The following is a 13786-nucleotide window of genomic DNA, read 5'->3' as shown; positions in this document are numbered from 1 at the left end:
AATAAAAATATCCGCCAAATCTGAACAGAAAAGTGCATGGGAGGGCAGTCCTCATTACGCTTAATTTGAATGGTGCCTTGACGATTAATCATTGGAGGGTCCAAAGACCGGCTTTTTGCGATCTTTGGACTGGCTGCGTGATGTTACCTGACGAGACTGACAGATAGGGTCTTTGTCGTACCTTGCTGTGTCGTTGTTTACATCATCTGCGATGCGTTGCGAGTGATTCTATTTGTTTGGCTTCTCTTGCTTTGGTGGCTTTTCTTGCTTTGGTGGCTTTTCCTGATTTTTTGTCTTGGGGCTGGACGCCGTTTTGGGAGCAACCATTTTCGGCAGATACTTTTTGGTCGCTTTGAGCTCTGCCAGATAGGGTCCCGGGCTTAAGGTCTCTGGCCATTGCAACAGCATCATGGCCAGCATGTTTCTATGCTCTCCCAATGCCAGGTCGGGATTGCCCCTTGGCGAAGGTATGATGTCGTGTTCTTCGTCGAAGGCTTTAACGATATGGCGGCGGGTCTTGGTAACGGCTTCGCTGTCGCCTTTGCCTGCCAGTAAAAAGCTGACACCGACTTCGGCGATGATGTCGTCGGTGGCATCTTTCAGGATCCGGTCAATATTGGCCTCGAAATAATCCAACACCCAGGCAAACTCGCTGGCATCTACGGGCGTCTGATAATAACCACTGGCAGCAAACACAAAGTGAGTCATGCCGTAGAGTTTGTTACGAAATTGCGCTTTATCCAAGCGTTGGTCGCGTGCGGCGGGGTACACCTTATTAAAGGCTTCCCGATAGTCTTTAAGGTAGTCGCCAACCCCCAGCTGTTTCGCCCAGTAAACATAGTTGGCAAGTTGCGCAGCCCAGGACTCAATCATTTCAGGTGAGGTCAATCCACGCTTAAGATCTGTCGCCTTTAATGCAGCGATCATCCTGTCGTGACATGGGCCTTCGAGGCCAAATTCATCGATACGGCTGGCAAACCTGAGCAGTACATCGGTGTAAAACAAAAACTCAGGAAAGTCTTCGAGGGCCTTTTTGCGCGCACTTGCCCGTGGGCCTCGACCAAGCGCCTCAATGGCCTCTTCGGCTGCGGAAGTAATAAAGCCGGGCTTATCCAGGTTACAGGCATAAAACGCCTGAGACTCGGTCACGGCGAACAAATCGACCAGGGCTGCATTGGCATATTTGTCATCACCTGTCATGCGATACATGCGTATGCCGTAATGGCCCTGCACCCGCGGCGGCAACTCAAACAGATTGGCTTCCAATTGCCGTTTGATAGCCTCATATACCGCAGTGGTACCCATGGGCTCAAAAGCTTTGTGGCTGCTGTGTTCGGTACCTGCGGCCTTGCTGTTGGCGGCGTTGGCTGCGGGTAAAAGGCAGGCACAGAGCAGCAAGGCAGAGGATTTGTTAGCGAAGGTCATCGGCAATACTCCTTATCAGTTCATCGGCGGTGTAACTCTGGCCGAGGAGGGAGGTGAGTTGTTGCGACAAAGATTGGCGGGTTGGATTGACCAGCAGCAGTTCAAAGGCCTGTTCATCGGTCATTTGCTGGTGGTCGGTGATAAAGCGGGAGAGTCTTTGTTGCCACAACTCGCGGTAAAGCAGGGGGCCTTGTTGCACGAGCGATATGGTGCTTTGGTACTGAGAGTCTACATTCGGCCATTGCCCCTCAAAATGTTCTGCAAATCTGTCTATTCCGGCGGGCTTATTTCGATAGAAATCCAGTGCCAGCACTGAGCGATAGTAGTTTTGGGCCAGGCGATGGGCGTCGACTATCGCTTCCCTTGGTGTAGCCGCTGGCAGTCGGCTATCAAGTTTACTTGCCAGTTTTATTGTGAGCCAGTTGGCCGCGAGCGCGCGGCTGTCATCATATTCACTCTGCCGCGCCAGCAAATAGTGGCGCTCTACCTGACTCATGTTGGCAAGGGCATTGGCAAAAGCATGGATAAAATCTTCAGCGGCACTGCGGCCCTTCAATACATCGGGTCGGATTAACCGTCCCTGACTGAATTGACGGGTAAATACACCGGGGCGGGTGAGCTGAAAGTCCGGGGTTTTACCCGTGGCAATGACAAGCTCACCAAGGAGTCGGTCATCAAGCCAGAGCCTGAGATGATTGTTGCTGAGCCAGTCGAATCGAATGCCGAACCTTTGAGACTCATCGAGCAGTGTGTTTAACAGCCAATGGCTGTCAATGGGAGCGCGCTTGCCGTCGGCCTGCTTCAGTGCCCGGCCAATGTTCCAGGGAGCCAGTGTCCTATCGGGGCGTGTGGCCTGCAAGAAGGCGAGCGCCGTTTCCGGTGTGGCGAAGAAGGTGTCTTTGAGTGCAAGGCTCAGGTAGTCTGTATAGCCCTGCTGAACGGCCTGCTCGTGTCTTATATCATGAATAATATTCATGACACCTAAGTTCAACTCTTGCGCCCTAACTTGATAGGCTTTCCAGGCGCTCTCACGGCATTCCTCATTGATTTGCTCGCTAAGGTAAACCGCTATTTTTTGACTTATCTGTTTTTCTGATGATTTATTTTCATCATCGATTCTGCAGCTGTCATTGGGCTGTAAGCTGAATTCTTCCTGCTTGTGGCCAGTCATAAAACTGGCCTCTGCAGTGTGCAATCTGGCTTTGTCGGTGGCCGACAATCGCTGACGTATCAGCCGCTGCATTGCCTGCCCCAGTGCGGCTGCGTCGCCTTCGCCATGGATTTGCAGCCTGTGGCTGAGCTGACTGAACGCCGCCATCTGGGTGATTTGGGTGATTTCATCGGCAAGTCGGATTTGGCAGTTAATCAGGAGATCGCGGCCATCTTTCGAAAGGGGCTCATTGAGGTAAAGGCTGACCTGGGACGATATATTGTTAAAGCCCAGGCTGAGCCTTTCAAATTGCGTGGCTTGAATGGCAGCCGCTTGCGGGTGATGAATGCCGCTCAACTTGGCTGAATTGAAGGTCGCTTCGAAGTCACTTGCCAGGGTGAGCTGCTGGCATTGATCCGCCAGTAGCATCACAGGATTGGCAATCGCCGCACTGCACCAGAGACTAGCAGTCAGCGTGAGCGCCGAAATGCACTTTGGCATAGGCCACCCTGTCATTCACATCCATAAACTTGTTGCCGAGCGATTCCACGTGCTTCAGTCGTGGCAGCAATCCCTTACCGTTGGCGATTTGAATGGCAAGGCCGGGGCGGGCGTTGAGCTCCAGCAGCAGAGGGCCTTTTTCGCTGTCCAGCACCATGTCGGTACCAAGATAACCAAGTTCACACATTTCATAGGCGCTGGAAGCGGTGGTGAGCAAGGTATCCCAGTTGGGCACCTTAATGTCCATCAGGCGCTTGCCGGTGTCAGGGTGAAACTCAATGGGCTCATTAAACTGTACCGCTCTGAGGCCTTTACCTGTAGCAATATCGATTCCGACACCCACGGCACCCTGGTGCAGGTTGGCCTTGCCATCCGATGCGGCGGTGGACAGGCGCAGCATGCCCATCACAGGGTACCCCTTGAACACAATCAACCGGATATCCGGTACCCCTTCATAGCTGTAGCCATCGAAAACAGGGTCAAACTGGATAAGCCCCTCTACAATGGCGACATCGGGTTTGCCACCAAGGGAGAAGAGGCCACTCAAGATATTGGATACATGGCGGTCTATTTCGCTGGGGGTGACCTCATTGCCACTGGGTTTGTAGTAGCGACCGTTTTCAACCTTGGTGATCACCAAAATCCCTTTGCCACCGGAACCTTTGGCGGGTTTAATCACAAAGCCGCTGCGTCCCTGTACCATTTCCGGGATATCGGCGATTTCGTGCTGCTCCTGCACCACACCAATCAAGTCGGGTACGGCAATATCGTTGGCCAGGGCAAGCTGCTTGGTGGTGAGCTTGTCGTCCACCCGCTGGTAGTACTTTCGCGGGTTATAGCGACCAATAAAGTCGATGTTGCGTTTATTCATGTTGAGCACGCCGGCGCGGCGCAGCTCCCAAGGCCAGGCAAATTTCATTTTATTCTCCTGCCAGGGGTTTGAAGCGCTTGAGTTCGAGCAGGCGATAGCCTGTGTACTGGCCCATCAGCATCACCAGCGCCAGGATCACCAGGTGGATACCGAGGAAGTTGAACACCCAGTGTTGCACCCAGCTCGCGCTCATGGCGAGATAGGCCAGGGTCGCGACCAAAAGGCTGCCGCCGCCCTGAAGCACGACTTCTTTGGCGCCTTCCTCTTCCCACAGGATAGACATACGCTCAATGGTCCAGGCGAGGATGATCATCGGGAAAAAGGTAATGGTCAGGCCTTCGCTGAGGCCAAACTTGTAGGACAGCAGGGTAAAGATACCTATGATGCCAATCACCACTATGATGACCGCCGATATTCGTGAAATCAGCAGCAGGTTAAGGTGCGACAGATAAGAGCGGATCATCAGGCCACAGGCCACAATCAGCAGGAATCCAACCAGGCCGGTGAGCAGGGTGGTTTGAATAAAAGCCAGTGCAATTAACACCGGCATAAAGGTGCCAGAGGTTTTAATGCCGATTATCACCCGCAAAAACACGACCATCAGCACGCCGATGGGGATAAGCAAAATCCCTTTGAACAAGCTCTGCTCTTCCAGCGGTAATTGGTAGAGTGAAAAGTCCAGTCCCTGAGTGGTTTCCATCATGTCGATAGAAGTGGCAAGGGCGGGGCGGGTTTCCATCAGCATGGAAAAGCTTACCTGGGAATTGCTGCCGCCAATCACATCCAGTACCGACTTGCCCTGACGTTCCCACAGCAGCAAATTGTCGGGACGACCTTCTTTACCTGTGGTGGCATCAAAGAGGTACCACTCACCCTGGTCGTACACTTCCACAAAGGGGACCAGTTGCTGGCGGCGGCGCTGATCTTCCAGAAACAGGGCTGAGACTTCGCGGGCGGGAACGCCCTTGGCCGCCAGCAAGTTGATAAAGAGGCGGCTTGGGGTTTGGGCAGTCAGCAGAAGCGCGAGATTCTGGCTCTTTTCTGTCCCCACCAGGGTCACCAGTTGGCGGGCGTAGGAGAGGTTGGAGCCACTGCGCTCCCATGCCGCATCTATGACTTCCTGAGCGGCAGTCTGCTCTGTGGCGGCCCAGACAGGCGCTTCGGGCGCGGTTGGTTCCGTATCCTCAGCCAATCGAGAGATGCCGGTGGGAACCAAGGTGACCTTATAGTAGAGGTCCTGTTGCCCAAGCACTGCACGCTTGCTCCAAAGGGCGCGGCGGCCATCGGCATCATCCATGATGGACAGGCCAAAACCAGCCGACGTTGTGTGCTCAATCAGCACTTCAAAGGCGGGGTCCTGAGGTAAGGCGAGGGATACTTCGCTCTCGCCGCCCTGGCCGATAAAGCTGACCTTTGCATCTATCGCCCAGGTGTTGACCTGCTCACCCGGCAAGAAGGGGACCCTGTGCTCCACACCGCGATAAATACTGCTGGAGATCCCAAGGACAACCAATAAAAAAACGAAAATATAAAATGGCTTACGTGAGTGCATCTGCGCTCCTTTGCTCTTGAGATCTGTTACTTTCCGTGAATGAACTGCTGGCTGACATCCACAACAGCGATGTCTTTGATAAATTTACGGCCGAGCAGCAAGGGATAATCCAAATGGCTGCGGTCGGTGAGGTTCAGATCAGTTTCGGCGCTGTATTTGCCGATTTTGAGGTGGGCGTGAATAACGGGGCGGCGATCGTCGGCATCGCCTTCCTGTTTAATGCGCACAAAACGCACTACTTTTGACTCGAAGGTAGAGGCAGGTTTGGATTCGCCCTGTACCATCACATCGAAGCGCACCCACTGTTCGCCATCTCGCTCAAACAGGAGGATGTTGCGGGCATCCAGTGATGAGCTTTCAGCGCCTGTGTCTATGCGGGTATGAAAGCTGGCTTTAAGTTCGTCAATAAAGACTTTTTCCACTTCACCCAGCATGAACTTATCGCCAATGGCACTGGGTGGACACTCCAGCGGCACGGCAGTGGTGGGTGCCATTGGGCTGGCTTTCTTCAGTGAAGCAAGATTTTTATCCAGGGCGGCGATGGCGCTGTTCAGTTCAGAAAGTTGGGCTTGGGTATCCAAATTTCCCTTATCGATAACGGCCATCATACGCGCTTCACTGTTGTCGAGGCTGACTTTCAGCTCGTCGGCATTCACCGGGGCAGGACCTGCAACTTCGGGTTTGGAGGTAGTGCTGCAACCTGCACATAGGGCGATAATGGCGACAGCCAGGGTATGTTTGAACATAGTCTTTGCTTCCCTTTCGTTAGCGGTTCTTGTCTCAGTCTGCATCCTGTGGACTGCGGTTCTTTACCGCGATGAAGGTAGCCCGTTTGGGTGCCGGATAACCTTCTACTGTGAGGTTGATGTCCTTGGGATCCAGATAATCCACAAGCGATTCGTTTTGCATCCATGGGGTACTGCGCTGCTCCGCAAGGGAGGTCACATCCACATTCACACAGCGCACATCGGTAAAATCACATTTCTCAAGCCACAGCTTAAGTGCATCAATTGATGGTAAAAACCATACATTATTCATCTTGCCATATCTATCTTGCGGCACCAGAACCGTGTCTTTATCGCCATCTACCACCAAGGTTTCCAACACAAGTTCACCACCCATTCGCAATTGATCCCTAAGTTGTAACAAGTGATCGATGGGGGAACGTCTGTGATAGAGCACGCCCATGGAGAACACAGTATCGAAGGCATCCAGTGGCGGCAGCTCCTCTATGCCCAGAGGCAAGAGGTGTACTGGCAGCTCGGTATCTATCAGGCGCTTAATGGCTTCAAATTGGCACAGAAACAGTGCCGATGGGTCTATGCCTACCACCCGTTTGGCTCCCGCCCCCAGCATGCGCCACATGTGATAGCCACTGCCACAACCCACGTCCAGTACAGTGCGATTGGTCAGAGGGCTGATATGGGGAGCAACCCTGTCCCATTTCCAGTCGCTGCGCCACTCGGTATCGATGTGAATGCCATGCACATGGAAGGGGCCCTTGCGCCAGGGCTGTAAAATCCTGAGCAGGTTTTCCAGTTTCTCGGTTTGGCCGCTGTCGAGTTGCTGCCCGTCGCCAATGGTCACGCTGTCTTTCAAATCAAGGAATTCAGGGGCCGGATAGTGCAGCTTTGCCAGCACCTTTTCCCATTTGGGCAGGTTGCCGTGTTTATGCTGGCGTTGCCACTCACCCAGAATAGCGGGCAAAGACTCGAGCCAGTGTTGCAATTGAGTATCGGCGATTTGGCGATAAAAACTTGAGAAACTGATCACTTGATAGCCACCATAGAGGCAAAATTAAAACATTGGAACCAAAGGTCCGCCTGGATGAAACCGGCTTGGTTCAGTCGGGTTTTGTGCTGTTCCAGTGTGTCGGGGATAAGCACATTCTCAATGGCGCTGCGTTTTTGACTGATTTCCAGCTCGCTGTAACCATTTGCCCGTTTGAAATCGAGGTGCAGCGAGTCCAGTAATGCCTGGATATCGCCGCCTTCAAATTTGAGCTTTTCAGACAGCACCAGGATACCGCCGGGGTTCAATCCCTGATAGATGCGTGCCAGCAGAGTGTCTCTGTCGTTTGGCGGCAAAAACTGCAGGGTAAAGTTAAGCACCACCAGAGAGGCGTTTTCAAATGTTTGATTGCGGATATCAGCCAGCTGAAAGAAGACTTTGGTGTCACTCACGTAAGCGGAGAGGTTTTCTTCAGCCCGCATCAACATAGGTTCGCTGTTATCGATGGCAAAAATGTGGGCGTTGCGACCTTCGATTTTGCGGCGGATGGCAAGGGTCGCCGCTCCCAGAGAACAGCCCAGATCATAAACATTGGAGCCTGGCGTGACGCAGCGGTCAGCAATTTCACCAATAGTGTTAATGATTTGCGTGTAACCGGGCACTGAGCGGCGGATCATGTCGCCAAATACTCCGGCAACGCGACTGTCAAACTGGAAGTTACCCTGGTGCTCGCCTGGCTCGGCGAACAGTGTGTCCTGTTGATTGGTCATGGGAATCTTATCTCACAATATAGCCTTGTATTTTAACGAAACGCTTTTCTGACCAGCAAGGGCGCACTGGCTATTTCGTGGAAATTTATGTCTAATATATCGTTAAGTAACATTCCCTTTACGCCTTTTTGACCTTTTGGGTGTGCCCTTTGAAGCTTATTCTGCGACTGTTTTTTTTCCTCAGCCTCCTGATACCTTCCGTGCTCCATGCCAGTGAAAAGCCTTTGGTGCTGGTGATGGGAGAAGACAGCTATCCATTTCAGTTCCTCGATGATGATGGCGAACCACAGGGATTATTGGTGGAGTTGTGGAAAGAGTGGTCGAGGGTTAATCGTCGCCCGGTGGTATTTGTCGGCAGGGTGTGGCGCGATTCGGTTGCGCAGTTGGAAGAAGGGCGCGCCGATGTTCATTTGGGGATGGCGATCAATCCTGAGCGCGAAGCCAAGTTTGCTTTTGCAAACGCCATTTCGGATGTCAACACCTACGTCTACCTGCATAAACAATTGCAGGGGCGTACAAAACTTGAAGAACTTCAACCCTTCCAAATAGGCATAGTGCAGGGCTCCACCTTTGAGCAGGAGCTCAGCCGCCGCCAGCCAGGTCTGGTGTTTCGCTATTTCCCGACCCGCGATACCCTGCTTGAAGCCGCATACCGGGGAGAGCTTGTCGCGTTTGCCGGGATGGAAGGGTATATGCGCGATCAGGCGTTGCAGCAGAAACTCGCGGCTGAGTTTCCCATTAATACCCGGGTATTGGTGCGCGAGACCAAACTTCATCCTGCGGTCAGGCAGGGCAAAAATGCGCTTATCCGGGAGATAAACGAAGGCTTTGCCAATGTTGCCGACGATTTTGTTCGCAAGCTCGAGCGTCGCTGGCTGGGGTATCAGCGTCAGCAAAGTGGTCTTGCTATCGCCATGCAACTGGGGGTTGAGCCCTTTGTCGACCTGGGTGGCGATGGTCAGCCCCACGGGCTTTACGTTGATATCTGGCGGCTGTGGTCAGAAAAAACCGGCATCCCCATTAACTTTATCCCCGGCGATATGAACGGCAGTCTTGAGGACGTACGTTCGGGGCGTGCCGATGTGCATATCGGCTATCCGGAAAGTGAGGATATGAATACCGGGCTATACCGCGCCTGGCATATGTACACTATCAAGAGTCGGTTGTTTTTGTATGGCGATCAAAGTCATGAGCTGGACGCCCTAAAGGGCAAACGTCTGGGTGTATTTCCAACAGCACCTTATGTGGCAGAGCTTAAGGCCGCCTTACCCGATACCCAAATCCGTTTCTATCAGGGCATGGACGAAATGCTCACCGCTGTGCATCAGGGAGATATTGTCGGGTTTGTGGCGGCCGCCGCCTGGACCCAACATTACTTGTTGCTCAATCGCAGCTGGTCTGAATTCCACCAGGTGCCTTCCCTTGAGTTTGATACCGAAATCTATGCCCTGATCCGTCAGGGAGATCAGGGGCTTGCCAATCGAATTGCCTCGGGATTTAACATGATTGATTGGAAAGAGCTGGCAGACATCGAACAAAAATGGATGCTCAACAGCCGCGATCATGTGTTTTTGAAAAACAAGGAACATATAGAGCTAACAGACAATCAACGGCGTTATCTGGATGGGCTTGGTACCCTGCGCATGGGGTTTCTTGAAAACTGGGGGCCGATGGAGTTTGTCGATGAGCAGGGTAACTTTGCCGGTGTTAACTCCGACATTGCCCAGATGATGGAAACCATGCTCGGCATCGAAATCCAATCCGTGCCATTCAAGGAATGGAGCGATCTGATAAGCGCCCTTGCGAAAGGCAACATAGATATCGCGGGCAGCGTGGCAAAAACCGCCGAGCGGGAAGGGCAACTGGGATATTCAGACCCTTACTGGCCCTCTGCGTGGGCACTGGTGAGCCCTCTGGAAAGCGTGACCGTATTCAACCTTGAACAGCTGGAAGGTCAACGTTTGGCGGTAGTCGAGGGGTATCAGATTATCAGCCGTTTGATGGCTGAATACCCCGGCATCAAGTTGGTATTGGTGCCCGACAGTCAATCGGGGCTGCAAACGGTTGCATCCGGTAAGGCCGATGTGTTCCTTGAAAAGGTGGTGACAGTCGCAAGCCAATTGGGCGCAGGTCAGTATCAGCAACTGAAAATGTCGCTGCTGGCAGATTTTGCGGACCAGAAAAGCCACATAGCGGTGTCAGCGAAACACACGGAACTTCTGCCTTTTATCAATCGGGTCATTGCCAGGCTCGACAAAGCCAGGGTGCAGGAAATCTACAGTCGCTGGATGGATATTAAGCTCGACACTGGCCTGGTCCGTTATCAGCGCTATATGAAGGGCGTGGCGGTTGCCTTGGCACTGCTGACCCTGCTGGTGCTGGTGATTACCGTAATTAATAGGCGCCTTAAAAGCGAAATCCAGGCCAGAAAAGAGGCCGAGTCCCGTATTGCCCATCTGGCGAGCCACGACCCGCTAACCGGCTTGCCAAACCGTATGCTGCTGGACGACCGCCTTAAACAGGCAACCTTGTTCCATTGCCGTGAGCAGAGTAAATTTGCGCTGCTGTTTGTGGATCTCGATGGCTTTAAAGAAATCAATGACACCGAGGGGCATGTCACAGGGGATGCGGTGCTGGTTAAGGTGGCTAACTTGCTGGACGAAGCTGTCAGAAAGTCCGACACAGTGGCACGGTTTGGCGGCGATGAGTTTGTGGTGATGCTCAACAAAATTCACGATCTCGACAGTGTCTGTCAGGTGGCTGAAACCCTGATTGCCCGCATTGGCGAGCCATTGAATATCGGCAAAAAGACCCTCAAGCTGTCGGCCAGTATCGGTATTGCCATTTTCCCGTCCGACAGCGACAACCCCATAGGCCTGATGCAAAAAGCCGATAAAATGATGTATTTCGCCAAACAGGCGGGAGGTAATGGTTATCGCAGTGCCTGAGAGTGTCTTTTTTTTGCGCACTCGTCGCATTTTGCTGGCCTGGGCCTCTGGTCAATGGCAAAAACTTGCTGGATACTTCACCGACCAAAAGTGAAGTGCTTTGGCTCAGGGCATTCTTTCTCTATAATGCCCAGTCACAATTTTCAATCAGATTTCCGCCGCACCGGTGCAGGAAAAAGGATAACTCTCAATGCGCAGTCATTATTGTGGAGACGTTAATAAGTCTCACGTCGGACAAGAAGTCACCCTCGTTGGCTGGGTAAACCGCAGCCGCGATTTGGGGGGTGTGATCTTTTTGGATCTTCGCGACCGCGAAGGTTTGGTTCAGGTGGTTTACGACCCCGATCTGCCAGACGTGTTTGACGTAGCCAGCAGCCTGCGTGCGGAGTTCTGTGTTCAGGTTAAAGGTGTAGTACGCCCACGTCCTGACAGCCAGGTGAACAGCCAGATGAAAACCGGTGAAATTGAGGTGCTGGGCAAGGCGCTCACCATCATCAACGCCGCCGACCCACTGCCACTGAGCCTGGATAACCACCAGAACAACAGCGAAGAAGCCCGTCTTAAGTACCGGTATCTGGATCTGCGCCGTCCCGAGATGGCCCAGCGTCTGATTTTCCGCGCCAAGGTGACCAGCTTTGTGCGTCGCTTTATGGATGGCAACGGCTTCCTCGATATCGAAACTCCCATCCTGACCAAGGCCACCCCGGAAGGTGCCCGCGACTATCTGGTACCAAGCCGTACCTATAAGGGTCAGTTCTTCGCGCTGCCACAGTCGCCACAGCTGTTCAAACAGCTGCTGATGATGTCCGGTTTCGATCGTTACTATCAAATCGTGAAGTGTTTCCGCGACGAAGACCTGCGCGCCGACCGTCAGCCTGAATTCACTCAAATCGATATCGAAACCTCGTTCATGAGCTCTGATCAGGTGATGGAAACTACCGAGCGTATGATCCGTAACCTGTTCCTCGAGCTGATGAACGTGGATCTGGGCGAATTCCCGAAAATGACCTGGGACGAAGCCATGCGCCGCTTTGGCTCCGACAAGCCGGATCTGCGTAACCCGCTGGAACTGGTTGATGTAGCCGATCTGCTTAAAGCCGTTGAGTTTGCCGTATTCTCCGGCCCAGCCAACGACGAAGAAGGCCGCGTTGCTGCGCTGCGTATTCCCGGCGGCGCCGAGCTGTCACGCAAGCAAATCGACGACTACACCAAGTTTGTGGGTATCTACGGTGCCCGCGGTCTGGCCTGGATGAAGGTCAACAACCTGGCGGCTGGCCTTGAAGGCATTCAGTCACCTGTGGCCAAGTTCCTGAATGAAGACATCATCAAGGAAATCATTGCCCGTACCGGCGCCGGTGATGGCGATATCATCTTCTTCGGTGCCGATAAGGCTAACGTGGTTGCTGAGTCCATGGGTGCCCTGCGTCTGAAAGCCGGTGAAGACTTCAAACTGCTCCAGGGCGAGTGGCGCCCACTGTGGGTGGTTGACTTCCCGATGTTCGAGAAGGCCGATGGCCGTTTCTACGCGGTTCATCACCCATTCACTGCACCACGGGGTGTCACTGCAGCCGAGCTTGAAGCCAACCCTGGCAAGGCCGTGTCCGATGCCTACGACATGGTACTTAACGGCGTTGAACTGGGCGGCGGCTCTGTGCGTATCCACAATGGCGACATGCAGTCTACCGTGTTCCGCATCCTTGGCATCGAAGACGAAGAAGCCAAAGAGAAATTCGGCTTCCTGCTGGACGCACTGCGTTTCGGTACGCCACCACATGCGGGTCTGGCCTTTGGTCTTGACCGTCTGGTGATGCTGATGACCGGCGCCAGTTCCATCCGTGACGTGATGGCCTTCCCCAAGACCACCACGGCGGCTTGTCCGCTCACCAATGCGCCGGGACATGCCAACCCCGACCAACTGGTGGAACTGGGCATTGCGGTTCTGCCGAAAGAGCCGAAACAAGACTGATAGAGTCACAAACAAACCGGGGCGCATGCCTCGGTCTGTTTTTACGGCCACTGCATTTTTCCCAGGCGCTGTTTTTCGTTAGTCTGGACAGTGGTCATCTATCCGCATTTCAAGGAGATTTCTATGGCAGGTCACAGCAAGTGGGCCAACATCCGACACCGTAAAGCCGCCCAGGATGCCAAGCGCGGCAAACTCTTTACCAAACTCATTCGCGAGCTGGTTGTCTCCGCCCGTGAGGGTGGTTCAGATGCCGATGCCAACCCCCGTCTGCGTGCCGCCATTGACAAAGCACTGTCTGCCAATATGACCCGTGACACTGTGGAGCGCGCGGTTAAACGCGGCTCGGGTGAGCTTGATGGCGACAATCTGGAAACCCTCATCTACGAAGGCTACGGCCCCGGCGGCACTGCCGTGATGGTTGAGTGCATGACGGATAACCGTAACCGTGCGGTGACCGGAGTGCGCAATGCCTTCAATAAGTCCGGTGGCAACCTGGGTACAGACGGCTCGGTGGCCTACCTCTTTACCAAGCGCGGGGTGATAAGTTTCGAGCCCGGCACCGATGAAGACGCCATTATGGAGGCTGCGCTCGAGGGGGGCGCCGACGATGTGGTCATCAATGATGATGGCAGTGCCGATGTGTACACCACGCCTGAGGACTTTGGCGCAGTGAAAGACGCCCTCGATGGCGCCGGTTTTACCTCGGTGAACGCCGAAGTGACCATGGTGCCATCCACCCGGGCTGTGCTTGATGCCGAAACTGCGCCCAAATTCCTGCGGCTTATCGATCAGCTTGAAGATCATGATGATGTGCAGGAGGTTTACCATAACGCCGACATCCCCGATGAGGTGATGGAGACGCTGGAATAATC

At 53.6% G+C, this 13786-nt stretch carries 10 protein-coding genes; 3 read left to right on the top strand and 7 right to left on the bottom strand.

Annotated elements, in window-relative coordinates:
* Positions 1 to 228: 228 nt before the first annotated feature.
* The 7 genes from K0H79_RS09580 to cmoA are packed head-to-tail and all read right to left on the bottom strand — an operon-like array spanning position 229 to position 8000.
* The gene (locus K0H79_RS09580; protein WP_220075625.1) at positions 229 to 1425 is read right to left on the bottom strand and encodes a DUF3541 domain-containing protein; all 1197 of its coding nucleotides are present in this window, start codon (positions 1423 to 1425) and stop codon (positions 229 to 231) included.
* Positions 1412 to 3076, bottom strand: coding sequence for a M3 family metallopeptidase (locus K0H79_RS09575; protein ID WP_220075624.1), 1665 nt, complete (start codon positions 3074 to 3076; stop codon positions 1412 to 1414). Before K0H79_RS09575 ends, K0H79_RS09580 begins: the two co-directional genes overlap by 14 nt.
* Positions 3039 to 3995 carry an alpha-L-glutamate ligase-like protein gene (locus K0H79_RS09570; RefSeq protein ID WP_220075623.1) on the bottom strand — a complete coding sequence of 319 codons (957 nt, stop codon included), beginning with the start codon at positions 3993 to 3995 and terminating at the stop codon, positions 3039 to 3041. Before K0H79_RS09570 ends, K0H79_RS09575 begins: the two co-directional genes overlap by 38 nt.
* 1 nt (position 3996) lies before the next feature.
* Positions 3997 to 5499 (bottom strand): UUP1 family membrane protein, encoded by a 1503-nt coding sequence (locus K0H79_RS09565; RefSeq protein WP_220075622.1) that lies wholly within the window; start codon positions 5497 to 5499, stop codon positions 3997 to 3999.
* A 26-nt stretch (positions 5500 to 5525) separates the two neighbouring features.
* Positions 5526 to 6245 carry an ATP-dependent zinc protease gene (locus K0H79_RS09560; RefSeq protein ID WP_220064606.1) on the bottom strand — a complete coding sequence of 240 codons (720 nt, stop codon included), beginning with the start codon at positions 6243 to 6245 and terminating at the stop codon, positions 5526 to 5528.
* Between the two features lie 34 nt (positions 6246 to 6279).
* Complete coding sequence (gene cmoB / locus K0H79_RS09555) at positions 6280 to 7272, bottom strand: tRNA 5-methoxyuridine(34)/uridine 5-oxyacetic acid(34) synthase CmoB (protein WP_220075621.1); 993 nt, start codon at positions 7270 to 7272, stop codon at positions 6280 to 6282.
* A complete protein-coding gene (gene cmoA, locus K0H79_RS09550) occupies positions 7269 to 8000 on the bottom strand; it encodes a carboxy-S-adenosyl-L-methionine synthase CmoA (RefSeq protein WP_220075620.1) in 732 nt (243 codons plus the stop codon). Before cmoA ends, cmoB begins: the two co-directional genes overlap by 4 nt.
* A gap of 149 nt (positions 8001 to 8149) precedes the next feature.
* Between cmoA and K0H79_RS09545 the strand changes: the two genes are divergently transcribed.
* From K0H79_RS09545 to K0H79_RS09535, 3 genes are all read left to right on the top strand, one after another.
* A complete protein-coding gene (locus K0H79_RS09545) occupies positions 8150 to 10948 on the top strand; it encodes a transporter substrate-binding domain-containing protein (RefSeq protein ID WP_220075619.1) in 2799 nt (932 codons plus the stop codon).
* A gap of 190 nt (positions 10949 to 11138) precedes the next feature.
* Entirely contained in the window at positions 11139 to 12914 is a 1776-nt protein-coding gene (gene aspS / locus K0H79_RS09540; RefSeq protein WP_220064602.1) for an aspartate--tRNA ligase, read from the top strand.
* Positions 12915 to 13037: 123 nt separating this feature from the next.
* Positions 13038 to 13784, top strand: a complete 747-nt coding sequence (locus K0H79_RS09535; RefSeq protein ID WP_220075618.1) for a YebC/PmpR family DNA-binding transcriptional regulator — start codon at positions 13038 to 13040, stop codon at positions 13782 to 13784.
* Positions 13785 to 13786: the final 2 nt, after the last annotated feature.

The organism is Shewanella sp. FJAT-52076 (assembly GCF_019457455.1).
GTDB classification, from domain to species: Bacteria; Pseudomonadota; Gammaproteobacteria; order Enterobacterales; family Shewanellaceae; genus Shewanella; species Shewanella zhangzhouensis.
Note: the sequence above shows the minus strand (reverse complement) of the source record. Positions and strands in the feature narration are given on the sequence as shown.